The sequence below is a fragment of the Arthrobacter sp. R1-13 genome (assembly GCF_054161475.1).
Genome location: NZ_CP096420.1, coordinates 579,582 through 601,872, shown reverse-complemented (window position 1 = coordinate 601,872; position 22,291 = coordinate 579,582). Strand labels below are relative to the sequence as shown.

At 61.7% G+C, this 22,291-nt stretch carries 23 protein-coding genes; 12 read left to right on the top strand and 11 right to left on the bottom strand.

The window, feature by feature from the left end:
• The 3 genes from M1D88_RS02975 to M1D88_RS02965 are packed head-to-tail and all read right to left on the bottom strand — an operon-like array spanning position 1 to position 3,308.
• The gene (locus tag M1D88_RS02975) at positions 1-915 is read right to left on the bottom strand and encodes a carbohydrate ABC transporter permease (protein ID WP_458113125.1); all 915 of its coding nucleotides are present in this window, start codon (positions 913-915) and stop codon (positions 1-3) included.
• On the bottom strand, positions 912-1,943 hold the full coding sequence (locus M1D88_RS02970) for a carbohydrate ABC transporter permease (RefSeq protein ID WP_458113124.1): 1,032 nt from the start codon (positions 1,941-1,943) through the stop codon (positions 912-914). Before M1D88_RS02970 ends, M1D88_RS02975 begins: the two co-directional genes overlap by 4 nt.
• Positions 1,944-1,949: 6 nt before the next feature.
• Positions 1,950-3,308 (bottom strand): ABC transporter substrate-binding protein, encoded by a 1,359-nt coding sequence (locus tag M1D88_RS02965; RefSeq protein ID WP_458113123.1) that lies wholly within the window; start codon positions 3,306-3,308, stop codon positions 1,950-1,952.
• Positions 3,309-3,517: 209 nt separating this feature from the next.
• Between M1D88_RS02965 and M1D88_RS02960 the strand changes: the two genes are divergently transcribed.
• The gene (locus M1D88_RS02960) at positions 3,518-4,549 is read left to right on the top strand and encodes a LacI family DNA-binding transcriptional regulator (RefSeq protein ID WP_458113122.1); all 1,032 of its coding nucleotides are present in this window, start codon (positions 3,518-3,520) and stop codon (positions 4,547-4,549) included.
• A 106-nt stretch (positions 4,550-4,655) separates the two neighbouring features.
• Entirely contained in the window at positions 4,656-5,477 is an 822-nt protein-coding gene (gene nadE, locus M1D88_RS02955; RefSeq protein WP_458113121.1) for an ammonia-dependent NAD(+) synthetase, read from the top strand.
• Between the two features lie 12 nt (positions 5,478-5,489).
• Here nadE and M1D88_RS02950 read toward each other — a convergent pair whose 3' ends face one another.
• Entirely contained in the window at positions 5,490-6,269 is a 780-nt protein-coding gene (locus M1D88_RS02950) for an IclR family transcriptional regulator (RefSeq protein WP_458113120.1), read from the bottom strand.
• A 188-nt stretch (positions 6,270-6,457) separates the two neighbouring features.
• Between M1D88_RS02950 and M1D88_RS02945 the strand changes: the two genes are divergently transcribed.
• From M1D88_RS02945 to M1D88_RS02935, 3 genes are read left to right on the top strand one after another with little or no spacing between them, the layout of a single operon-like run.
• Complete coding sequence (locus M1D88_RS02945) at positions 6,458-7,174, top strand: CoA transferase subunit A (protein WP_458113119.1); 717 nt, start codon at positions 6,458-6,460, stop codon at positions 7,172-7,174.
• 30 nt (positions 7,175-7,204) lie between these two features.
• Positions 7,205-7,873, top strand: a complete 669-nt coding sequence (locus tag M1D88_RS02940; protein ID WP_458114619.1) for a 3-oxoacid CoA-transferase subunit B — start codon at positions 7,205-7,207, stop codon at positions 7,871-7,873.
• Positions 7,870-9,084, top strand: coding sequence for an acetyl-CoA acetyltransferase (locus tag M1D88_RS02935; RefSeq protein ID WP_458113118.1), 1,215 nt, complete (start codon positions 7,870-7,872; stop codon positions 9,082-9,084). Before M1D88_RS02940 ends, M1D88_RS02935 begins: the two co-directional genes overlap by 4 nt.
• A 10-nt stretch (positions 9,085-9,094) precedes the next feature.
• Here M1D88_RS02935 and M1D88_RS02930 read toward each other — a convergent pair whose 3' ends face one another.
• Complete coding sequence (locus tag M1D88_RS02930) at positions 9,095-9,709, bottom strand: DnaJ family domain-containing protein (protein ID WP_458113117.1); 615 nt, start codon at positions 9,707-9,709, stop codon at positions 9,095-9,097.
• 143 nt (positions 9,710-9,852) lie between these two features.
• Between M1D88_RS02930 and M1D88_RS02925 the strand changes: the two genes are divergently transcribed.
• On the top strand, positions 9,853-10,530 hold the full coding sequence (locus M1D88_RS02925) for an SGNH/GDSL hydrolase family protein (protein WP_458113116.1): 678 nt from the start codon (positions 9,853-9,855) through the stop codon (positions 10,528-10,530).
• Positions 10,531-10,541: 11 nt separating this feature from the next.
• Here the strand turns inward: M1D88_RS02925 and M1D88_RS02920 are convergent, their stop codons facing one another.
• Positions 10,542-11,456, bottom strand: coding sequence for an SRPBCC family protein (locus M1D88_RS02920; protein ID WP_458113115.1), 915 nt, complete (start codon positions 11,454-11,456; stop codon positions 10,542-10,544).
• Between the two features lie 257 nt (positions 11,457-11,713).
• On the opposite strand from M1D88_RS02920, the gene M1D88_RS02915 reads away from it, so the two are divergent.
• Genes M1D88_RS02915 through M1D88_RS02900 form a run of 4 tightly spaced genes read left to right on the top strand, consistent with a single transcriptional unit; the run spans position 11,714 to position 16,754 of the window.
• Positions 11,714-13,246 carry an ABC transporter substrate-binding protein gene (locus M1D88_RS02915; protein WP_458114618.1) on the top strand — a complete coding sequence of 511 codons (1,533 nt, stop codon included), beginning with the start codon at positions 11,714-11,716 and terminating at the stop codon, positions 13,244-13,246.
• A 26-nt stretch (positions 13,247-13,272) separates the two neighbouring features.
• The gene (locus M1D88_RS02910; RefSeq protein ID WP_458113114.1) at positions 13,273-14,214 is read left to right on the top strand and encodes an ABC transporter permease; all 942 of its coding nucleotides are present in this window, start codon (positions 13,273-13,275) and stop codon (positions 14,212-14,214) included.
• On the top strand, positions 14,207-15,043 hold the full coding sequence (locus M1D88_RS02905; RefSeq protein WP_458113113.1) for an ABC transporter permease: 837 nt from the start codon (positions 14,207-14,209) through the stop codon (positions 15,041-15,043). The genes M1D88_RS02910 and M1D88_RS02905 overlap by 8 nt, the downstream gene beginning before the upstream one ends.
• Positions 15,036-16,754, top strand: a complete 1,719-nt coding sequence (locus M1D88_RS02900) for an ATP-binding cassette domain-containing protein (protein ID WP_458113112.1) — start codon at positions 15,036-15,038, stop codon at positions 16,752-16,754. The genes M1D88_RS02905 and M1D88_RS02900 overlap by 8 nt, the downstream gene beginning before the upstream one ends.
• 12 nt (positions 16,755-16,766) lie before the next feature.
• Here the strand turns inward: M1D88_RS02900 and M1D88_RS02895 are convergent, their stop codons facing one another.
• Both M1D88_RS02895 and M1D88_RS02890 read right to left on the bottom strand, forming a co-directional pair.
• Entirely contained in the window at positions 16,767-17,087 is a 321-nt protein-coding gene (locus M1D88_RS02895) for a DUF6221 family protein (RefSeq protein WP_458113111.1), read from the bottom strand.
• Positions 17,088-17,167: 80 nt separating this feature from the next.
• Entirely contained in the window at positions 17,168-18,301 is a 1,134-nt protein-coding gene (locus M1D88_RS02890) for an acyl-CoA dehydrogenase family protein (RefSeq protein ID WP_458114617.1), read from the bottom strand.
• 207 nt (positions 18,302-18,508) lie between these two features.
• On the opposite strand from M1D88_RS02890, the gene M1D88_RS02885 reads away from it, so the two are divergent.
• The gene (locus M1D88_RS02885; RefSeq protein ID WP_458113110.1) at positions 18,509-19,012 is read left to right on the top strand and encodes a MarR family winged helix-turn-helix transcriptional regulator; all 504 of its coding nucleotides are present in this window, start codon (positions 18,509-18,511) and stop codon (positions 19,010-19,012) included.
• Positions 19,013-19,082: 70 nt separating this feature from the next.
• On the opposite strand, the gene M1D88_RS02880 is transcribed toward M1D88_RS02885, so the two are convergent.
• Together M1D88_RS02880 and M1D88_RS02875 are read right to left on the bottom strand one after the other, a co-directional pair.
• Positions 19,083-19,460, bottom strand: a complete 378-nt coding sequence (locus M1D88_RS02880; RefSeq protein WP_458113109.1) for a zinc-binding dehydrogenase — start codon at positions 19,458-19,460, stop codon at positions 19,083-19,085.
• Between the two features lie 300 nt (positions 19,461-19,760).
• Positions 19,761-20,342, bottom strand: a complete 582-nt coding sequence (locus M1D88_RS02875) for a helix-turn-helix domain-containing protein (RefSeq protein WP_458113108.1) — start codon at positions 20,340-20,342, stop codon at positions 19,761-19,763.
• Positions 20,343-20,434: 92 nt separating this feature from the next.
• On the opposite strand from M1D88_RS02875, the gene M1D88_RS02870 reads away from it, so the two are divergent.
• Complete coding sequence (locus tag M1D88_RS02870; protein WP_458113107.1) at positions 20,435-21,409, top strand: NAD(P)/FAD-dependent oxidoreductase; 975 nt, start codon at positions 20,435-20,437, stop codon at positions 21,407-21,409.
• Positions 21,410-21,441: 32 nt separating this feature from the next.
• Here M1D88_RS02870 and M1D88_RS02865 read toward each other — a convergent pair whose 3' ends face one another.
• Entirely contained in the window at positions 21,442-22,287 is an 846-nt protein-coding gene (locus M1D88_RS02865; protein ID WP_458113106.1) for a CPBP family intramembrane glutamic endopeptidase, read from the bottom strand.
• Positions 22,288-22,291: the final 4 nt, after the last annotated feature.

Here is a 22,291-nt window from a genome sequence, read left to right as displayed (position 1 = left end):
TTACTTGACTCCTCCGGCGGTCAGTCCGCCAACTAGGTAACGCTGGAAAATGAGGTACAGGATCACCACTGGCGCGGCACACACCAGGGCGGAGGCCATCATCTGGCCGTAGAAGGGGATGGCGCCGCCCTCTGCCGAGGACCCAAAGACCTGAAGCGCGACGGCGGCCGTCTGGCTTTCCGGCCGGGTCATGACAGAGGCGAACAGGACGTCGTTCCACCCGAGTAGGAAGGCGAAGATGCCGGACACGACGATTCCGGGCCAGCTCAGCGGGAGGATGATCCGGAACAGGACGCCCAGGTTGCTGGCGCCGTCGATCCTTGCCGCCTCTTCGAGTTCCCGTGGCAGACCGCGCAGGTAGGTCACCATGACCCACGTGGAGAAGGGCAGGGCGAAGGTGAGGTAGGTCAGGAACAATCCCCACTGGGTGCCGATCACCCGGACGCCGAGGTAGGTGGCCGCGGAGGAGAAGAGAACGAAGACGGGGAGCAGCATCAGGGTGCCGGGAATGGACTGCAGTGCCAGCAGCCCACGAAGGATGGTGAGCCTCCCGCGGAACTGGTAACGGACCAGCACGTAGGCGGTGGAGACGGAGACAGCCGCCGAAACGACCGCCGTCGAACCCGCCACCAGCACACTGTTCATCAGCCCGTTAGCCAGGCCGACGCTGGTCCAGATCTTGGAGTAGTTCTCGAACGTGACTTCGGCAGGCCAGAAGTCGCCCCGGGCGACGCTGATGTCCGTGTTGATGGAGGCCAAAAAGATGTACAGCATGGGCACCAGCACGATGGCCGCCAGGACAGCGATGACGATCACCAGCAGCGGGGTGGGGAGCAGTCGCGTCACCTCATGCTGGCGACGGGAGCCGGGGCGGAACGTTGCTGTATCCCGGCGGGTGGCAGTCGAGGTGCTCATTTGCGGACTCCTGGAGTTTCCGCATCATCGAGCTTGACGGCGCGGAGGTAGACGAACAGCGGGATCGCGACGAGCACCAGCGACACGAACGCCATGGCGGCGCTGAGGCCGAAACGGAAGCTCTGGAAGCTCGTTACATATGTCAGCAGCGGGAGGACTTCAACGTCGCTGGGGGCTGGCAGTCCGAAGAGGACGAACGGCAGCGTGAAGTTGTTGATGTGGTGCAGCATGCCGATCAGGAAGGCCAGCGACAACGGACCCTTCAGGTACGGGAAAACGACGTATCTTAGCTTGTTCCACCAGAGCGCCCCGTCAATTGCCGAAGCCTCGTGGACTTCATGGTCAACTGCCTGGAGCCCGGACAATGCCAGCAGGTAGATGAAGGGCCATGATGCCCAGACCTGCACGATGATCAGGGTCCAGTAGCTGTTCGGTCCGTTGAGCCAGAGTCCTGACTCGATGCCGATGCCCTGAAGTGCGTTGTCAATGATGCCGCCAGGCTGGAACATGGTCCGCCAGACGGTAGCCACCACAAACGCCGGCAGCACGTACGGAATGAGGAAGACGGAACGGACAATCCCCCGCCCCTTGAAGGAGTTCTGGGTTGCCACCGCTGCGGCGATTCCGAGCGGGAGGGTGATGATCATGGCCACGAGTGAGTAGCTCACACTGAGCCAGATCGCCCGGATCAACGGTGTTCCCGTCAACGCTTCAACAAAGTTCTCGGCACCGATGAAGGGAGCGCTGACCCAACGGCGCAGGGAGTACTGGTCCAGGTTCAGGGTGGCCATGTAGATGCCCAGGAGCATCGGCAGGACCACGATGACGACCATCAGGGCACCGCCCGGGATCAGCATCCACAGTGGGCGGTTCTTTTCACTGGACATCCGTCGACGCCGTTGCCCGCCCTTCCTGCCACCGGGTTCAAGGTTTTCCGCCACCGGAGTCACTGATTCCACAGGACGTGGCGGGGTGACTGTTACTGAGCCCCCCTCGAGCAACGACTCTTCTCGTGAATTGATGGGCATGGCGTCCTAGCCTTTGGCTGCCCGGTCAAGGGAGGACTGGACCTTGCCCTGGCCCTCTTTGAGCCGCTGAGCAAGGGCCGAATCCGGAACAGAGCCACCGGCGAGTTCCGGGACTGACTGGACCACAACATTCATCAGGCCCAGCTGGAAGTCTCCCCAGGCGCCGGTGAACGGCGTGGCCTGCGATTTCTCGGCGGCTACGGTGATGGCGTCGAGTTTCGGATCCGTGCTGAGTTCCTTCAGAGCCTCGGCATTGGCGGGCAGGTCGCCGAAGATCTTCTGGTAGTTCAGCTGCTCTTCCTTGGAGGTGATGAGCTTGATGTATTCGTAGGCAAGGTCCTTGTTCTCCGAGTAGTCAGCCACAACGAGGTTGTCGCCCGAGAGGATGCTCGCTACTTCCTTGCCGTCCTGGGGCTTGGTTTCACCCGGAGCGGCCACAGGCATGAGGGCATAGTCGTACTTGTCGGCGACGGCGGACTTGTTCAACGTGGGGACGGACCCGGAACTGGTCATTGGGAAAAATGCGGCCTTGCCGGCAGCGAATTCCGCCAAGGCCTGGGAGTTGGTCCAACCGACTGAATCAGGAGAGACCACCTTTTCCTTGGTGAGCCAGCCGAAGTACGTTTCGTAGGCTTTTTTGGTGGCGGGGTCGTCGAGTTTCGCGGTGTCGCCGTCAACAAGGGGGTTACCGGCTTGAACTGACATCGCCCAGATGAATTTCCAGGGGTCGAAGTTGTCCTTGTAGGCCACGGCCATTCCATAGGTTCCGGCGGATGCGTTGGTGGTCTTCTTTGCCTGCTCCACCAGGCCATCCCAGGTGGTGGCGGGCTTGTCGATGCCCGCCGCTGCGAGCAGTTCCTTGTTGTACGCCATGACAAACGGGCGGCTGACGAAGGGGATGCCCACCTGGTGGTCCTCATCAGGCCCGGAGATTCCCAGGGCGGCCGGGTTGAAGCGGTCCTTGCCGCCCACCTTCTCCCACTCCGCATCGCCGAGGGTCACAAAGGCCTTGGTGGAGTAGGCAGTGGGGGTGAAAGTGGTGCCGAGGCCATAGACGTCGGGGCCCTCTCCGGAAACGACAGAGGTCTGGATGCGGGTCAGCTCTTCGTTCGCATTCGCAAACGTCTCGAACTTGACCTCCGCGCCGGTCTGTTCCTTGAACTTCCCTGCGATGTCAGTCATCCAGGTCTTTTGCTGCTCCGGGTAGGCTGCGTTGCTGGCGACCAGGACATTGAGGGTCTTACCGGCTCCGTCAACAGCTCCCCCGGGGCTTCCGGAGCCTCCTGATCCGGAACTGCAGGCTGTGAGTGCCAAGGCTGCGACCGCAACGACGGCGGACAGGCCTTTCGACGATGCAAACTTCATTGTTTCCTCCTCTGAGCACCTACAAGGCCACAGCTTCATGTGGCACACGTCACTGCAGGCGACCGGGTTCTAGTTTAGGAAGTGGCAACAACGGCGGCAAGCGTTTGCCAAAAGTTGCCAAAAGTGTTGAAATCAGAAGAGCGGGTTCCCGTGGAACCTGCCTCCCCGGGACGCTAAACGGGGATTGGTACTCGGAGGGGATGGCCATCATGGAGGCACCAAAGCAAGAACAGGGCGAGCCTACCCGCCTGCCCACCATCAAAGACGTTGCCGAGCTTGCCGGAGTGGCCACTTCCACTGTCTCGCGGGCCTTGTCCAATCCGGACCGCGTGAACCGACGCACCAGGGAACGCATCGAAGAGGTTGCTGCCCGGCTTAACTACGTACCCAGCTCCCAGGCCCGCGGCCTTAGTTCCGGCCGCACCAACGCCGTCGCCGTCCTGGTTCCGGACATCACGAATCCCTTCTACTTCGACATCATTCGCGGCACCCAGCATCAGCTCAAGGCAGCCGGCTTCACCCAACTCCTGGTGGACACCGAGGAGTCCAGCGAGATGGAACTTGATGCACTGCACAAGATGCGACGATCCGCCGACGGCTTTATCCTTGCCGCTTCCCGCCTGACGGATGCGGAACTGGCCGAGGTCTCCGGGACCCAGCCACTGGTGACCATCAACCGGGCCTCAGCCATCGCGCCGTCGGTGGTGATCGACACGCCGTCCGCCATCATCCAGGCACTGGAGCACCTGGCGTCCCTGGGCCACCAACGCGTCTGCTACGTCAGCGGGCCTCCAACCTCCTGGTCTAACCACATGCGCTGGAAGGTGTTTGAAGAGGAGTCGGCCCACCGGAGCATGGAGACCCACCGCATCGGGCCTTTTATCCCCAAAACCACTTCGGGGGCTGCCGCCGCCGACGCCGCTGTCCGGACAGGTGCAACGGCATGCATTGTGTTCAACGACCTTCTCGCTATCGGCATGCTCCAGCGGCTGCGGGAACGAGGGATCCGTGTACCGGAGGACATCAGCATCGTTGGATCAGACGACATCTTCGGTGCTGACTTTTGCAATCCCCCGCTCACCACCATCGCGAGCCCCATTGAACAGGCGGGCCGGGTGGCGGTCTCGATGCTTCTGTCCCAGCTCAATCCCACCCCGGGCCGGTCCAGCCGCCAGCTTGCCGTCATGCCGACGCACCTCACCATCCGCGCTTCCACAGGCCCTGCCCCGGCTCAGGCGTAGCGGCAACCGGCTCAGGCGTAGCGGCAACCCCAATTGAGAACCAGGCGAGGGGGAAAACGGACGTCGCAGTTGAGGGCAGTTGACACTCCTGACTAGGCTGGGACACATGCGCGAACTCCAGGCCAAGATCATTGAAGAAATGGGCGTGCAGCCCCAGATCGATCCCGCGGGGGAGGTGCGCAAACGCGTCACTTTCCTCAAGGAGTACTTGAAGGCCACCCGCACCAAGGGCTTCGTCCTGGGGATCTCCGGAGGCATCGATTCCTCCCTCGCCGGCCGGCTCACCCAGCTTGCCGTGGAGGAACTGAACGCAGAGGGAGTGGACGCCGACTTCATTGCCGTCCGCCTGCCTTACGGTGTCCAGCATGACGAAGACGACGCCCAGGCTGCCCTGGAATTTATCCAGGCCAAGACTGAACGAACCTTCAACGTTTCGGCCGCCGTCAACGGCATTGAGGACGAGTTCGAAAAAAGCACCGGCTCCCCCATCTCTGACTTCCACAAGGGCAACACCAAAGCCCGTGCCCGCATGACCGCGCAGTACGCCTTGGCCGGTGAATTCAACTACCTCGTGGTCGGCACGGACCACGGTGCGGAATCAGTCACCGGGTTCTTCACCAAGTACGGCGACGGCGGCGCCGATATCCTGCCGCTGTTCGGCCTGAACAAGCGTCAGAACCGGGCCCTGCTCGGCGAGCTTGGCGCCCCCGCCCGGGTCTGGGAGAAGGTCCCCACAGCTGATCTTCTTGACGGCAGGCCCGGCCGCACTGACGAGGATGAACTCGGCGTCACCTATGACCAGATTGACGACTACCTTGAGGGGCGTGAGGTGCCTGAAGGCGTAGCCATGCTGATCGAGGAGAAGTACTTGCGGACCAGGCACAAGCGCACTGTCCCCGTCACCATTTTCGATTCCTGGTGGAAATAGCGGTTCCGCCGCCTACCTTTCAGCTGTGCGCAGTGCGGTTGTGATCCGGTGCGCTTCCTCCATGAGCAGCCGGCCCAGGAATTCCTGCCTGTCCTCGCGGAACCGCGGCTCGATACCCGTCAGCGATAAGGCACAAGCCGGACGGCCCTTGGCGTCGAACACTGCCGCCCCCATCCCCCAGCTTCCCTCCAGCACAAGCCCCGGGTTCACAGAGTAGCCAACATGGCGCGTCCGCTTAAGGTTCTCCCTGACCACAGAGGCCGGATGCCCCTCGGCAAATGTTCCAGCGTGGCTATTCCATCGGCCCAACAGCTCCTCCTGTTCCGCTTCGGGCAGGAAGGCCATGATCGCCGTGCCGGCTGAGGCAACGCCAAGGGGGAAGCGGACGCCTTCATGCAGCACGAAAGAGCGGATCGGGAAGCTGCCCTCTTCCCTGAGCACGCACACCGTTTCCAACCCGCGGCGGATTGAGAAAAACGCGCTCTCCCCGGTTTCCTCGGCCAGCCGCCGCAGGCTGGGCCGGGCCACTTCCTCCAAAGGGAACCGGGCGGTGGCGACGGAGGACATCAGCAGGATCTCCGGCCCCAGCACCCAGTTGCCCGTCCGGGCATCCTGATCCAACAGCCCCTCGGAAGCAAGCGACGTCAGCAGCCGGTGAACTGTTGGCCTGGTCAGCCCTGATTCCCGTACTACCCCGACGAGCGGAACCCCTTCGGGTTTCCTCGCGACGATGCGAAGCAGGGCTGCCACCCTGCTCACTACCTGCGCCCCTTGAACTGGTACCGACGTCACTGCTTTCCCACTTTCCATCCAATCCGTCCATATTATGGATAGCCCCAAGCATATCGTCCACAGTGTAATCACGCGAGTTCTGGCCCTATTCCGTTCCTTGACAGAAGCCTCCGAGCAACCCTAGGCTCCTGAGTCAGGACTCTCCGTCCACAAAGTGGAGAGGATAAACCACTCAATGAGGAGATGCGATGTCAAAGGTTCGATCCAATCCGGCGGCTGCGCTACAGGACGTGCTGCGAGACGGCATGACCCTGGCTGTGGGCGGCTTCGGCCTGAGCGGCATCCCCGCAGACCTCATCGAAGCTGTGCGGGATTCACGTGTCCGGGACCTGACCGTGGTGTCCAACAACATGGGCGTTGACGGCAAGGGACTCGGCATCCTCATCGAGGCCGGACAGGTCCGCAAAGTCATCGCCTCCTACGTTGGTGAAAACAAGCTGTTCGCGGAGCAATACCTGGCCGGCCTCCTTGAAGTGGAATTCACACCCCAAGGCACCCTGGCCGAGCGGCTCCGGGCAGGCGGCGCCGGAATCCCCGCCTTCTACACCAAAACGGGCGTCGGAACCCTGGTTGCCGAAGGCAAACCGCTGGCAGAGTTCGACGGCGAAACGTATGTTCAGGAGCGCGCCATCAGGGCCGACGTCGCACTCGTCCATGCACACACCGCAGACACCGACGGGAACCTCATCTACCGCTTCACCGCCCGGAACTTCAACCCGGTGGTGGCAACCGCCGGCACAACGACCGTCGCTGAAGCAGAGGTGATCGTTGAACCCGGGGTACTTGATCCCAATCACATCGTCACTCCCGGTGTTTACGTCCAGCATCTGGTCCAGGCCAGCGGCAGGATCAAGGACATCGAACAACGGACGGTCCGGCAGCATACCGGATTCGTTCCCGCCTGATCTGCTTCCATGACTACAAAGGAGAAAACCGTGGCCTGGACCAGGGATGAAATGGCTGCGATAGCAGCCGAAGAACTGAACGACGGCGACTACGTGAATCTCGGCATCGGGATCCCCACCCTTGTGGCCAACAACCTGCCCGACGGTGTCCGGGTGGTCCTGCAGAGTGAGAACGGGCTGCTCGGCATGGGCCCCTTCCCTTACGAGGGTGAGGAGGATGCAGACCTCATCAATGCAGGCAAGCAAACGGTGACGGTCCTCCCGGGCGGAAGCATCTTTGACTCAGCGACGTCCTTCGGCATGATCCGCGGCGGGCACGTCAAGGTCGCAATCCTCGGCGCCATGCAGGTCTCCGGCAGCGGCGACCTCGCCAACTGGACCATCCCCGGAAAGATGGTCAAGGGCATGGGCGGTGCAATGGACCTCGTGGCCGGCACGCCGCGCGTGGTGGTCCTCACCGAGCATGTTGCCAAGGACGGCACACCAAAGATCGTTTCCGAATGCAGCCTGCCGCTGACAGGACTGGGCGTTGTGGACCGGATCATCAGCGACATCGCAGTATTTGACCTCATCAAGAACGACGGCGGGCGGCAACTCACGCTAACCCGCCTCGCCCCCGGCGTGACCGAGCAGGAGATCCGCGAAAAGACCGCGGCCGAATTCACGGTTGCCCTCGAAACTGAAGGAGCAGCCGCATGAGCCTGAAAGAACAGTTCGGCAAGGACATCCTGCTGACGGGATGGGGCCACAGCCGCTTCGGGAAACTGAGCGATGACACCCTGGAGTCACTCATCGTCCAGGTTTCCACCGAAGCGATTGAGAATGCCGGTATCGAACCCGGCCAGATCGACGAAATCTACCTGGGACAGTTCAACTCCGGAATGGTGCCCTTGGCGTTTCCATCCTCCCTCGCCCTACAGGTTTCGGAGGAACTCGCGTACGTTCCTGCCACCCGGGTGGAGAACGCCTGTGCCTCAGGTTCGGCCGCCTTTCAACAAGGGGCAAAAGCACTGCTGGCCGGAACTGCTAAAACCGTCCTGGTGATCGGCGCGGAAAAGATGACCCACGCCGGCGCGGACATCGTCGGCTCCGCCTTGCTGGGAGCGGATTACGACATGGCAGGCAAAGCCTCCACCACTGGCTTCACCGGGCTCTTCGCCGAGGTGGCAAAACACTATGAAAAGCGCTTCGGGGAACGTGGCTACGGCGGCTCTTTCGGAAATCTTGGCGACGTCTTGGGCACTATCGCAGCCAAGAACCACCGGAACGGGGTGGACAATCCTTACGCCCAGCTCCGCAAGGACCTCGGCGAGGAATTCTGCCGAACGGTCTCGGACAAGAACCCGATGGTGGCCGACCCCCTGCGCCGCACCGACTGCTCCCCCGTCTCTGACGGCGCCGCCGCCGTCGTCCTCTCTGCCGCGGCGCCACAGAGGTCAGCAACAGGGCCGGTCCGCCTGGCGGGCTTCGGCCATGCGAACGACTTCATGCCTGCCGAACGCCGGGACCCGACAGCGTTCGCCGCGACCCGTGGCTCCTGGCAGCGGGCACTGGCCATGGCCGGCGCCCGGCTGGAGGATCTTGACTTCGCCGAGGTGCATGACTGCTTCACCATTGCCGAACTGCTCATGTACGAAGCCATGGGGCTCACCGAGCCGGGCCAAGGCGTCCGTGCCCTGGAGGAAGGCTGGGTGTTCAAGGACGGAAAACTCCCCATCAACATCTCCGGCGGACTCAAAGCAAAGGGCCATCCGGTTGGTGCCACCGGAGTTTCGCAGCACGTCGTCGCCGCCATGCAGCTCACCGGCACTGCCGGGGCCATGCAGCTGGCCAATCCGCGCCGCGCCGCCGTGCAGAACATGGGCGGGGTGGGCATAGCCAACTACGTCAGTGTGCTGGAAGCCGTGTAGCCGACCTGGGTCAATTGGGGCCGCGGACTGACCAAAGCCGCCTCCACCATCCCCGGCGGACTTCCGGTTCAGGCTCAGGCGGGCGCGCAGCTGCGGCCGCGATCCGCCGTTCGCGCCAGCGATCCACCTCATGGTCGACGTCCCTCGTTTTGGTAATGACCGGAGGGCCTCCCTGAAGCTGCCGGCGGGCCTCAATGACACGCTTGTTAAAGCTCTCGACCGTTTCGCGGACCTGCTGTTCGGAGTAGCGGCCATCCAGCAACGAGTCCAGTTCCGCATCCTCCTTGCGAAGCAGAATTGCAGGTGGTCCCAGCCCGGTGAGGTTCTCACGGCTGATGAGTCCCTTGATCCACCAGTCAGGATCGGTGTTCTCGCCCAGGCCAGGGATGGGTTTTCCTGCATATTTGAGGTTGTCGAACTCGCCCCTGGCCATGGCGTCCCTGATCAGGTAGTCCGCCCGTTGAGCATCACTGATCTTTCGACGTTTCTGGCGTGCGTCGGCGTCCGCAGCAGCAGCACCGGGTTCGGCCTCCTCGTGGGGGGCCCGGTTGGAGGTTTGGGCGGCCCGAAGTTCAGCTGCCCGCTCCAGTCGCCGCTCGTTATTCTCTGTGGCCCTGTCATTCATCGCCTGCCTCCGCCCCGGCTGGTCAATCGCCCCTTCCATTTTCGCCGATGGGGCAAGGGCGTCCAAGGCCATTCAAGTTTTGCGGTCATTGACCTTGGTGCCATTACGAAGAAGAAAATAGAAAACACGGAAAGGAGGCAGCCATGATGGAACGGCAACCGGGAGCGTCAACCGGCCATGTGGTCCTGCTCGGAGATTCAATTTTCGATAATCAGGCGTATGTCGACGGCGCCCCCGATGTTGTGCAGCAACTTCGCCAGGAACTGCCCGGTGACTGGAGTTGTACGCTCCTCGCCGTGGACGGGGACAGAATTTCCGACGTCGACCGGCAGCTTCGCTTTCTGCCGCCGGACACCACCCACCTTGTGGTGAGCGTGGGCGGGAACGACGCGCTCGGTTTCGCTCCCTTGCTCGAGGAGGACGCCGGAACTGTCACCGACGCCCTCCTCATCCTGGGCAAGGCACAGGACCGGTTCGCCGCCGACTATGCGGCGATGATCGACGCCGCAGTGGCGAAGGGACTGCCCACAGCCGTGAGCACTATCTACGACACGCCCCCGTCCGCCCCAGGGCAAAGGATCATCAGAACTGCATTGGCGCTCTTCAACGACTCCATTACAAGGGCTGCGTTTGACCGCGGCGTCTCTGTCATCGACCTCCGGCTGATTTGCAACGAGGATCAGGACTACGCCAATCCCATTGAGCCCTCAGCCCATGGAGGACAGAAAATTGCCCGGGCCATAGCCGCCCTTGTACTGGCCAACGGCACGGCGCAGCGGTCGATAGTCGTGGCGGCGGAACCGGCTGATCAAACCGTCTAGCGGACGGCCCCTCAGTAGCGCGTTGGGGCAGGCGGCACGATCGGAGGAACGGTACCGTCGTCGCCGTCCTCGTTCTCGCGGTCGGCTGCACTCTTCGCCTCGCTCCCGGCCATTTCGTCCGACTCGCCAAGCGTGTCCGCCAGGCCGTTGGTCTGGTCGAATGGACGTGCAATCCGTTCAGCAGATGGATCCGAAGAGGCACCGGACATTTCCCTTGCCGTTCCTGTGCTCATCCCGGAGCTACCCGCCATGGATGCCCCGGGCGCCGGGGCCGCATCTGTCCGCGAAGTGTCAACCCGGGTGACGTCCTCCTCCATTCCCTTGTTTTTTCCTTGCGTCGCAGCAGCAACTCCCGCCGCAGCCGCTGCAGCTACCCCGACTCCGGCAGCAACCTTTCCGGATACTCCTGCCTTGCCAGAGTCACCATGTGATCCGGCCGCATCTTCAACGCCCGGCGTCCCGGCTGAGGCACCTTCATTAACTGAGCCACGCCATGCCCCGCTGGCATATCCTTCGGCCTCAATGAATTCCTTAAATCTCTTTAAATCGGCTTCAGCCTCGTTTTCAACCACATTAAGCTTGTCACCGACCTTTTCCACGAGGCCCTCGGGCTCGTACTCCAGGGTCAGCTGGATGGACGTCTGTCCTCCGCCCACATCTTCGAACATGACTGCGCCGGCATTGGTTGCTCCTTCGGTGGCGGCCCAGGCCACTTTGCGGTCCGGTACCTGCTCCAGGATTTTGGCTTCCCAGCGCCGCCGGACACCTGCGATTTCCGCCACCCATTCGAGGCGGTCGTCGCTCAGCTGGGTCACGCTCTTAACGCCTCCCATGAACTGGGGGAAATCCTCAAACTGGGTCCACTGGTTATAGGCAGTGCTTACGGGAACGTTGACCAGAATGCGCTTCTCAACCTTCGTGCTCACAGCGTCTCCTTCGACTAGAACAGGTCACGACGAAAGCAAATCCATTTCGTCAGTATGCTTACTATATGCCTGCTTCGAGCAGTCAGCCACCGTCGAAAGTGACCAAAATCGCACCTCGAGGAAGAGTGAAGGCGCCTTTATTACCAGGCCAAATCGACAACTACGATAGGTAAGGCTACCCTCAGTAGGCGGCCTTCGTTCCAGAAGCGTCTTGAGAATCCTATGAAGGTGGTTTTGTGCGTTTTCCTGTCCCGTCAATGGTGGCAACGGGCGCGGCAGCAGTCCTCGCGCTTTCCGCTTGTGGTTTCACCCCCGAGAACAACGCCTCAGCGCAGCCTGTAGACACGAACCAGCGCATTGTGGTGGACAACTTCCGCGCGCCGGTGGCCGGCTGGGAGCTGGAGACAGATTCTGCGTACATCCTTTCCCTGGCCGGGTGCCTTGAGACCCTGACGAAGTACGACCAAGCGCAGGGAAAAGTTGTCCCCTCCCTCGCCACCGAGTGGAAGCAAGTCTCGCCGCTGGAGTGGGATTTCACACTTCGGGATGACGTGAAATTCCAGGACGGCACGGCTCTCACGCCGGAAGCCGTAACGGCTTCCCTCCAGCACGTGCTCGGCGCCAAAGTGCCCGCGCGCGCCTTCAATCCCAAGATGGTCAGTGGAGTCAAAGTGCTGGATGCACACACGGTGCGCGTCACGACCCCCACTGAGAGTCCTCTGGTTCCCTACCGGTTGGCCAGTGTAAACACCGGCATCCTTGCCCCTGCCGCGTATGCCAAGGACACCATCGATCCCTTTGGACACTGCACGGGTCCCTTCAAACCCGTCTCCGAAAAAACCAAACAGTCCTTGACGCTGGACCGCAACGAGGATTACTGGGGAGGCCCGGTCCAACTGGCGGGTGCCGAGATACGCTTTATCACCAATGGCGCCACCCGCGCTGCCCAGGTTCAGACCGGGGAAGCCGATGTGTCCCTTTCGGTTCCTGTTTCCAGCCTGCCCGCCTTGGAGAAAGCCCCCGGTGTTGGCATTTTGAAGGCAGACTCACCCAGGACTGCCACCCTCTATATGAACAACGGCCGTGCGCCATTCAACAACCTCAACTTCCGGAAAGCGATCCGCACCGCCTTGGATCTCGATTCGCTGGCGGCCAGCGTCTACGAAGGCGCAGCGTTGCCGGCCACCGGCCCCTTCGCTCCCACCGAACCCTGGGCACCCGCTGGTGTCGAATCTCCCAAGCAGGATCTTGACGAAGCCAAGTCACTGCTGGCAACAGCCGGTTACACAGCCGAACGGCCCTTGGAAATCATTGCGATCGTGGAGCGGGCGGAGTTCGCGGACGTTGCAACCGTGATCCAGGAGAACCTGAAGAACATCGGTATCCCGGTCAGCATTCAGACCAAAGAATACGCGTCGGTGGAGCCGGACCTGCTTGCAGGGAACTACGACATGGTACTCAGCCAGCGCAACCGCCTGATCGACATCGCTGATCCGATCGGCTTCCTCACTGCTGACTACACGTGCGCCGGCACGTACAACCTGAGCCATTTCTGCGATGCGGAGTACGACAAAACCATCGCCAAGGCAGCTCAGACCAACGACACTAAAGAGCGTCACAAGCTCTATGCCGAGGCCGGGAAGATCCTGGACGCGCAGGCAGTCAACGCTTGGCTGGTGAACGAACAAGCCACCGATGCCGTCCGCACCAGTGTGCAGTCGTACGTTCAGGACCCTCTGTCCCGGTACGTCCTCACAGCCCAGACAGCGAAGTCGGGGTCCGGCTCGTAGGGAGCCTGACGCCGTAGCAGAAACGCATGATCTCCTTTATCGCCAGGCGGACGGCGACCCTTGTGGTCGCCGTCCTGCTGGCGTCCATCGCGGTCTTCATGGTCCCGTATGTGACCCCCGGCGATCCTGTACGCAAGATCATCAGGTCACGGGTTGCAGGCGATGTGGTGGACGCCTCCTCGGTCCAGGCTTTGAGCGATAGTCTCGGGCTGCAGGATCCACTGCCCGTGCAGTACTTTCGTTGGCTGGCCCGCTTCTGCACTGGCGACATGGGGCTGTCCCACATCAGCCGGACCCCTGTGGTGGAACAGGTGCTGCCTGCCCTCGCTGTGACGGTAAGCCTGGTGATCCTGGCCCTTGGCGCAGCAGCGTTGATCTCCTTGCCGTTGGGGATCACGGCCGCCCTCCGGGAAGGCCGGCGGACTGACAAGATCATCACTACGATCACTCAGTCCTTCATTGCGATGCCCGAATACTGGCTGGCTCCCCTGCTGGTACTGGTGTTCGCCCTCCGCCTGGCAGTGCTGCCCTCGGCAGGATGGACGGGTCCGGCCTCCATGGTCTTGCCCGTTGCCACGCTGGCCCTGCGTCCGATCAGCTATTTCACCTCTGCCGCACGCTCAGGGATGATTGACGCCTTGGCAGCCGACCACGTCAACGCCGCCCGAAGCCGCGGATTGAGCTATCCGCAGGCGGTCCTCAGGCACGTAGTCCCCAATGGCCTGCTGCCGCTGACCACCTTGTTCGCTGTGTGGTTTGCCGGGTTGCTGGGCGGATCGGTCATCGTTGAAGTGATCTTCGCCGTTCCCGGAATGGGCAGGCTGCTTTACGACGCAGTCCTCAACAGTGACATTCCGCTTGCCCAAGGAGGCGTTGTTGTGGTTGTCGCTTTGGCTGTGGTGGTAACAACAGGCGCCGATTTTGTACACCAACTCCTGAACCCGAGGCTCGGTGGACGTCTTGGTTAGGAAACAAACGGCCGGCTGGGCCGCCGTCGTGATCCTGGCCATTATTGTCTTGGCCGTGACCTTCTCCCCCTGGCTCATGCCGCATCCCCCGGGACAGCAGAATTTGGCGCTGCGCCTGAGCCCGCCAAGCCTCAACCACTGGTTGGGGACTGACCACCTGGGCCGGGATACGCTCAGCCGCCTGCTGGACGGTGGGCGGTTCTCTATGTCGATAGCAGCGTTGGCCACCCTGCTGACCGGTCTCCTTGGAACGGCAATAGGCGTGATCAGCGCTCGACGCCGGGGATGGTTCGATGAGTTCTTCACCCGTACCAATGACGTCCTCCTGGCGCTTCCCGAGATGGTGATTGCCCTGTTTATCGTCGCGGCTATGGGCACGGGTTTTCCTTCCCTTCTGCTTGCCTTGACGATAACTGGCTGGACTCCCTTCGCGAGGCTTGCCAGGACGCTTGCCTATGACGTGTCAGCGGAGGGGTTCGTGGAGGCAGCCAAGGTAGTGGGCTGCCCGCCGTCGTTCATCATTTTCCGCCACATTCTCCCGCATCTGGCGGGGCCTTTGCTGGGACAGGCAACGCTGCGGTTCGGTCAACTGTTGATCAGCGTCGGCGCTCTTTCTTATCTGGGCCTCGGTGTCCAGCCGCCACAATCGGACTGGGGCTCCATGCTCGCTGCCGCACAGCCATATTCCGAGCGGGCACCCTTGGCAATCCTGGCCCCGGGGCTCGCAATCTTCACCGTGGCATTGTGCGTAACGCTGACCGGCCAACGTATCTCCCACATGGCGGGGAGCCGACTGCTTATTCCCACCGGGGCGGTGAAAGATGACTGAGGGACTCGTTATAGAAGATCTGCACACCGGCACAGGTGGAGCGCGTTCAATTCTGGCCGGTGTCAGCCTGTCGGTAAATCCGGGCGAATTCGTGGCCCTGGTTGGCGGGTCCGGTTGCGGGAAGACGATGACGGCGATGTCCATCCTTCAGCTGCTTCCGCCCCACGTACACCTCCAATCGGGGAGCATCCGCCTCGGATCCCAGGAGCTGACGACGGCGGCTGAGGGCGTACTGAACAGCGTTCGCGGTGGCGGCATCGGAATGTTGTATCAACAGCCCAAGCGCATGTTCAATCCCCGCAAGACAATAGCCAGCCATCTGAAGGAGCCGCTCAAGCGCCATTGCGGGCTGCAAGGAAAAGCTGCCGACGCTAAAGTGCTGGAACTGCTTGCTGAAGTCGGCTTCGACGAACCCGAGTTAGGAGCCCAGGCCAAAGCACATCAGCTCTCCGGTGGAATGGCCCAACGGGCCATGACTGCCCTTGCTTTGGCCGGTGCACCGGACATCCTGCTGGCCGATGAACCGACCTCCTCACTGGACAAGATGCTTGAGGTCCAGGTCCTGCAGCTGCTTGACCGGGAACGCCGGGAACGGGGTCTTGGGATTCTCTACATCACCCACAACATCCGCACCGTGGCACAGTTTGCCGACAAGGTCCTGGTGATGGAGGCCGGCACGATTGTTGAATCAGGCCCTGCCCAGGAGGTCCTCAACTACCCTCGTTCCCCGTACACCAAGCGTCTGCTGGAGGCTGCAAGCCTTGCCCCCGAAGGGAACCGCGGCCCGCGGCAGGGCCAGGTTGCGGAACAGGGGATTCAGCAGCGCCAGGGCCAGGAGCTCCGCGAAGTGCTGACCCTGGAGCGTGTCAGCAAAGACTTCAGGGCGAAGAAACGGGCAAGCAAACGCGGAAACCGGCCGGCCTTAACCGATATTTCCCTTGGCCTTGGACAGGGTGAGATTCTCGGAGTTCTGGGGCAATCCGGTTCGGGGAAGAGCACCCTTGCCAGGTCGATCATCGGCCTGGAAAACATCGACCGCGGAAGAATCAGCCTTAATCTCCGAGATGCCGGTCGCCAAGATCCTGGCTCCCAGGATGTTGGTCTCCAGGATGCAGGGAGGGCCGTTCAGCATTCCCGGGTTCAGCTCGTGTTCCAGGAACCACACGATTCTTTTGATCCACGCATGCGGCTGCAGACCAGCCTGGAAGCACCCTTGCTCCGGCGCAAGGACCTGACGAAGGACGAGCGTTCCTCACGCATTCTTCAGGCAATTGAGGAAGTAGGGCTTGACCCGGGACTGCTGGATCGGCTCCCCGGCCAATGCTCGGGAGGTCAGCTCCAAAGGCTCACCATCGCCAGGGCGCTTCTCCTGGAGCCCTCAATCCTCATCTGTGATGAGGCGACGTCGGCGCTGGACGCCCTGACTCAGCGGCTGGTCCTGAACCTGCTCCTGCGCTTGCATCGGGACAAGGGTCTGTCCCTCGTCCTGATCAGCCATGACATGGACGTCATCCGCTATATGAGTGACAGGGTGGCTGTGCTGTTCAAAGGCCGGCTTGTGGAGGTAGCCGAAACCGGGGAGTTCTTTACGCGCCCACAACACGAGCACAGCCAGGCCCTGGTTTCGGCTGCGCTGCCCGTTTGCGAACTCTTGAGCCGGACCGTGCGCCCTCCGACCACCGCCAGGTTGTTTCCAGCCGAAGCAACCTGAGCAGCCCAACAGCTATTCCGTCAGCCGCCAGCCTTCCTGGAAATCAGGGTGGTCCGAATAAGGGAAGGCAAGGGCGTGCAGGGCCAAGGCAGTCCACGCTATTGCTTCTGTGACACCGACGGTCTCGCCCGGCGATGAGGCCACAATCCGGGCCAGGCTGGCCTGCCGGGCCGATTCGATGACCGCGATGAGACGCCGTTTTGCTTCGCATTCACGCAGCAGCCGATGCTCGTACCATCGCCCGGATTGGGAGACAGAACGGTCTCCGAGGAGTTTTTGCGCGGCCTTCTCATCTTCCTTGATTCGTTCGAGCAGGAACTCCACAACGTCCATAGGCTGAGCCTACCCGCGCCGGGACAAAGAGTAGCGGCACGCAGGGCAGCAGCCTGTGGCCCAGTTCAGGCCCGGCCGGATCAGGTAAAGGCGGATTTCCCGGTGACGGCGCGCCCCACAATGAGCGAGTTGATTTCGTAGCTGCCTTCATAGGTGTAGAGGACCTCAGCGTCCCCGAACAACTTGGCCATTTCAAAATCACTGCTGATGCCGTTGCCGCCCAGGATGGATCGCCCCATGGCTACTGTGGAGCGCGCCAGCCGAGTGGTGGTGGCTTTGGCCATGGCCGCCTGGGCCATCTCCAATTTGCCCTCGTCCTGAATCCGCGCGAGCTGGACCATCAGGGCAAGGGAAGCAGTGGCGTTTCCCAGCATGTCGGCCAGCTGCTGCTGAATGAGCTGGAACCGCGCAAGTTCCCTGCCGAACTGCTTGCGTTGCAATGAATAGGCACGCCCGACGTCGAAGGCGGCCAACTGGATTCCGGCACCTTGCCAGCCCACCCAGGCGCGCGAATCCCGCAGGAGGCTGTTGGCTTTTGAAAAGTCGGTGGCACCGGGGAGCAGGTTGGCCTGGGGGATCCGAACCTCCGAGAGCGTGATGTCCGCGTTCTGCATGATCCGGAGGCCGATTTTGTTGCTGATTTTCATGGCGGAGTAGCCTGGGCGGTCGGTTTCGACAATGAAGCCCTTGATCTGGCCGTCTTCAAGGTCCCGGGCCCAGACCAGCGCGAAGTCAGCGATAGTGCCGGCGCCGATCCATCGTTTGGCGCCGTTGATCACCCACTCCTCGCCATCGAGCCGTGCAGTGGTTTCCAGCCCGCCTGCGATGTCCGAGCCATGATCGGGTTCGGTCAGGGCAAAGGCGCCCAGGTGTGTGAAGGCAGTGAGGCCCGGTAGCCATTGCCTCTTTTGCTCGGTGGAACCGAGCTGATCGATCATCCCCACGATGAGCTCGTTGTGGATCCCCACCAGCGCCGAGAGTGATACGTCAGCACGCGCCACCTCGACGTACATCAGGCCCTTAAACAGTTGCGAGCTGCCGTCCGTTTGCAGGCCTCCCAACCCATATTTCCCCATTTCCGCAACCAGGGTGAAAGGGAATTCCTCCCGGTTCCAGTAGTCGATGGATGCAGCACGGATCCGGGACTGCAGAAACTCCCTCACTTCCAGATACCGGGAACGCTCGGCAGCGGGCAGGAGTCCGGCGATGTACATCAGATCGGCGTCCGCAAATGGCAGAGGGGCAGGGATCCCGGCTGTTGCCGGCGGGTCCGCGGCCGGCCCCTCATGACGTCCTGATGGCTGCACCCGTCCCCCGGCCTCTTCGCTCTTCCAAACCCTTGGATGTCCTAGTATATTGCACAGTGATGTGGATCACTAGGCTGAGCAGACGCCCTGGCCGGGCAAGGCTAAGGAGGAACGGTGGGAACTCCACTTCCCCGTGACCCCATCGCGGATGCCCAGCAAAACTGGGAAGGCCACGGCTGGGTAAATGAGGCAGCCCCCATGGCTGCCGTCACGGCCATCATGCGCACCCAGCAGATTCTGCTGGGACGGATCGAGGCCGTCCTCAAACCCTTCGGCCTGACATTCGCGCGCTACGAGCTCCTGGCGCTGCTCAGTTTCGCCCGCAGTGGAGCACTCCCGATGAACAAAGCAAGCGCGCTCCTGCAGGTCCATCCGACCTCGGTGACAAACGCGGTCGACCGACTGCAGGCCGCAGGCCTGGTGGTCCGGTCCGCCCACCCTACTGACGGCCGGACCACCTTAATAGAGCTCACCTCCGAGGGGCGGACTCTTGCCAAGAGCGCGACGGCGGCGCTGAACTCTGAGGTATTCATCCAGTCGGGATTCGCTGACCAGGATGTGGACCAGCTGATCAGGATCCTCAGTGCGTTTCGGAAGAACGCAGGCGATTTCACCTAACAGAGCCCTGAATCAAGACCCCACGCGCATTTGACCAGTCCATTTTTGCGCTTGGGGGTCTTTGATCATTTCAGGTCAGCAGGACCGGTTTGATCACGGCTCCGGATTTAGTGTCTGCCACGGCCTGGTTGATATCTTCCAGGCGATAGGTCTGCACCAGCCGTTCCACGAGAAACCTCCCCGATTCCATCAGGGTGATGATTGAAGGAATCAGGGTTTCAATCTCGCTGTCACTCAGAGTCACTCCCTCGATGCGGCGTCCGGGCATCATGAAGTTCACGTCCACGGCAACAGTGGCCCCGAACGCTGGAGCTCCGATCACCACAATGTGTCCCCTCGCCCGGGTGGCGCCGATGGCCTGTTCGAGAACCCTCGTGTTTCCCGTGGCCTCGATGGCCGCGTGAGCACCTCCACCGGTGATTTTGTGGATCTCCTCCGCAACGTCCATGGATCAGTCCTTCGCCTTCCCACATGGCACCAGTAACTCCCTGTTCACCAATGGGGCCAGGCGACTGTGCTGGATCCCCGGACGGGGCCGGCAATGACAAGGACGAAAGATACGACGGCGGGAGCAAAACTTGCTGTTCATCGGAACACCCTGGTTTTCGACATTGAAACGGAGGGAGGTAGCCGCAAAGGTGCTGCTGCTGCCATGTGTTGTGGATCAATTATCAGGATTACTGATAATCAGGAAACCTGCCCATGACAGGAGGGCCGACGTTCCCCCACGTCAATAGAAATCTGCTTCTTACCGCCCTGCCGGTTTCGCCCGCACATGCATCCGCTCCCCCTGCCGGCCGAACAGGCTCAGGAATTCCACAGCCTGGGTATCAGCCCGTCCGAACCAGTGCGGCACCCTGGTGTCGAACTCAGCAGCTTCACCGGCCGGAAGAATCAGGTCCCGCTCACCCAGGATCATCCGCAGGTTCCCATTGAGAACATAGAGCCACTCATAGCCCTCGTGGACCTGCGGGTCGGGCTGCTCAGGCCCGCCAGCGTGCAGGATGTGCTTATACGCCTGTACTCCACCGGGCCGGCGCGTCAGCGGGATGATGGTCATCCGCTTCTTCACAATGGGGCGCAGGTGAACCCTGGGGTCTCCGGTGGCAGGAGCGCCCACCAGTTCATCAAGCGGCACCTGATGGGCCTTGGCGAGGGGCAGCAGTAGTTCCAGGTTGGGACGCCGCTGCCCCGATTCCAGTCTGGACAAAGTGCTCACGGAAATGCCCGTTGCGTCAGACAGGGAGGCAAGGGTGGTTTCCCTGCTCAAGCGCACTGCACGGAGGCGGGGCCCCACCGCGGAAAGAACGTCGTCGATCATTTCATCCATACCGATAGTTTGCCATTTCAGCAATATCATTTGCCACTCCAGGCCGGTGGCGAGAAGGATAAGAACAACGAAAAACCCTGAAAGGAAACGCTATGTATGATGTGGTAATTGTCGGTGGAGGCGCGGCCGGCCTGAGTGCAGCCCAAATGCTGGGCCGTGCCCGCCGATCAGTGCTGGTGATCGACGCCGGGGAGCCGCGGAACGCTCCTGCCGAGGCAGTCCACGGCTTCCTGTCCCGCGACGGCATCAACCCCGCCGAATTGCTCAAGGTCGGCCGGACTGAGGTGGAGTCCTATGGGGGCCGCATCCTCAACGGGCGAGTCGTCGCCGTCGAACGCCTGAACGGGGAACACGGGGAATCCGGGGGCTTTGAAGCACGGCTCCAGGACGGGACGGCTCTGGCAAGTACGATTAAGGGCCGGCGCCTGCTGATTACCACCGGACTGGTGGACGGGTTGCCTGATATTCCTGGCATCCAGGAACTTTGGGGCAAGGACGTTCTGCATTGCCCGTACTGCCACGGTTGGGAGGTCCAGGACCGGGAAATCGGAATCCTGGGAACCGGACCGATGGCCGTCTTTCAGGCACTCCTGTTCCGGCAATGGAGCAGCAACATCACACTGTTCCTCAACGGCTCCGTCAGCCCTGACGAGGCTGAGCTGGAGCAATTGGCGGCACGGAATATCACGGTGATGCATGGGGCGGTGGAGCGGCTGCAGATGGATCGGGGCAGGCTCAGCGGAGTGAAACTGGCCACTGGCGGCGTCGTTTCGGTTGACGCCCTGGCGGTGGCGCCGGTTTTCACGGCCCGTACGCACGTCTTTTCCCGTCTCGGACTCAGAATCCAGCAACATCCCAGCGGAATGGGCGAATACCTTGAGACCGACGCCGACGGCGCCACTGGCGTTCCGGGTGTATGGGCCGCGGGGAACGTGGCGGATCTTCGCGCCCAAGTGCTGTCGTCAGCAGCAGGGGGCGCCGCGGCCGCCGTCGCGATTAACTCCGATCTGATGGCAGAAGAACTCCGAGCGGCGGTGGCCGCCTACCGGCACCGCGTCTCCGTGTAGCGCCCGCGGTATAACGCCTGGCAAGGGCACGCTCAGTAGAGGAAGATATCGATCCACTCTCGGTTGTGTGCGTGGACCAGGACCAGGAACAGGACAAAGTCGAACAGCAGGTGGACGCACACGATGTACAGCAGGGATTTTGTAATCGTGAAGAGTCGGGCCTGGAGCAGCGCAAACGGAAAGATAAAAAACGGGGCGTAGGCGTGGAATCCCAACTCCCAGAGGAAGGAGGTGAAGAGGACCGCCTGGAGCAGGTTGGCCTGCCAATCCGGAAGATGCCGCCGCAGAAGGGTGAACGCGGTGCAGATGAAGAAGAGTTCATCCCAGATGCCTAAACCGTTTGTTCCGATGAAAAGGCGGGCAATGCCCTCAGGGTCACTGACCGCAGGCCAGTTGTTGTAGACACCGGTCTGGATCATGTACACCGGGATCAAGGCATAACCAATCACGACGACGGCGGGCAAGTACCATTTCTCGGCCCGGGTCCAGGGCTGGCCGGTACGGATGGGGAATCTTATCGCATAGTCCTTGAGGACAAACCGCGAGACGGAGTACGGGATTCCAACCGCCAGGATCATGGCCGTTCCCATTACCAGCATGTGCTCGGTGCTGATGTCCGTGGTGATGGGAACGGCGCTCATCGCAATCAGGCCAACCGAAATCAGCGCGAGGTCCGTGAGAAGGGACCGGTTGATGATCGCGGCGAGCACCAGGGCTGTTCCCAACACGAGGTATCCAGCGGCGCGGTCCTCCAGGACGAAGAGGACAAAACCTGACAAGGACAGCAGCGCTGCAGGGACCAGGCTCAATGAGGTCCTGTCCGCCTTACCCGGGCCGAAGGTCCGGTCCGCAGCCGGCGCCTTGGGTTGATGACTCATGGTG

What these genes read in the sequence shown, in the direction of transcription:
- M1D88_RS02975 (WP_458113125.1), bottom strand. Translation starts at nt 915, where the DNA reads ATGAGCACCTCGACTGCCACCCGCCGGGATACAGCAACGTTCCGCCCC.
- M1D88_RS02970 (WP_458113124.1), bottom strand. Translation starts at nt 1,943, where the DNA reads ATGCCCATCAATTCACGAGAAGAGTCGTTGCTCGAGGGGGGCTCAGTA.
- M1D88_RS02965 (WP_458113123.1), bottom strand. Translation starts at nt 3,308, where the DNA reads ATGAAGTTTGCATCGTCGAAAGGCCTGTCCGCCGTCGTTGCGGTCGCA.
- M1D88_RS02960 (WP_458113122.1), top strand. Translation starts at nt 3,518, where the DNA reads ATGGAGGCACCAAAGCAAGAACAGGGCGAGCCTACCCGCCTGCCCACC.
- nadE (WP_458113121.1), top strand. Translation starts at nt 4,656, where the DNA reads ATGCGCGAACTCCAGGCCAAGATCATTGAAGAAATGGGCGTGCAGCCC.
- M1D88_RS02945 (WP_458113119.1), top strand. Translation starts at nt 6,458, where the DNA reads ATGTCAAAGGTTCGATCCAATCCGGCGGCTGCGCTACAGGACGTGCTG.
- M1D88_RS02935 (WP_458113118.1), top strand. Translation starts at nt 7,870, where the DNA reads ATGAGCCTGAAAGAACAGTTCGGCAAGGACATCCTGCTGACGGGATGG.
- M1D88_RS02930 (WP_458113117.1), bottom strand. Translation starts at nt 9,709, where the DNA reads ATGAATGACAGGGCCACAGAGAATAACGAGCGGCGACTGGAGCGGGCA.
- M1D88_RS02925 (WP_458113116.1), top strand. Translation starts at nt 9,853, where the DNA reads ATGATGGAACGGCAACCGGGAGCGTCAACCGGCCATGTGGTCCTGCTC.
- M1D88_RS02915 (WP_458114618.1), top strand. Translation starts at nt 11,714, where the DNA reads ATGGTGGCAACGGGCGCGGCAGCAGTCCTCGCGCTTTCCGCTTGTGGT.
- M1D88_RS02910 (WP_458113114.1), top strand. Translation starts at nt 13,273, where the DNA reads ATGATCTCCTTTATCGCCAGGCGGACGGCGACCCTTGTGGTCGCCGTC.
- M1D88_RS02900 (WP_458113112.1), top strand. Translation starts at nt 15,036, where the DNA reads ATGACTGAGGGACTCGTTATAGAAGATCTGCACACCGGCACAGGTGGA.
- M1D88_RS02895 (WP_458113111.1), bottom strand. Translation starts at nt 17,087, where the DNA reads ATGGACGTTGTGGAGTTCCTGCTCGAACGAATCAAGGAAGATGAGAAG.
- M1D88_RS02890 (WP_458114617.1), bottom strand. Translation starts at nt 18,301, where the DNA reads ATGTACATCGCCGGACTCCTGCCCGCTGCCGAGCGTTCCCGGTATCTG.
- M1D88_RS02880 (WP_458113109.1), bottom strand. Translation starts at nt 19,460, where the DNA reads ATGGACGTTGCGGAGGAGATCCACAAAATCACCGGTGGAGGTGCTCAC.
- M1D88_RS02875 (WP_458113108.1), bottom strand. Translation starts at nt 20,342, where the DNA reads ATGGATGAAATGATCGACGACGTTCTTTCCGCGGTGGGGCCCCGCCTC.
- M1D88_RS02870 (WP_458113107.1), top strand. Translation starts at nt 20,435, where the DNA reads ATGTATGATGTGGTAATTGTCGGTGGAGGCGCGGCCGGCCTGAGTGCA.
- M1D88_RS02865 (WP_458113106.1), bottom strand. Translation starts at nt 22,287, where the DNA reads ATGAGTCATCAACCCAAGGCGCCGGCTGCGGACCGGACCTTCGGCCCG.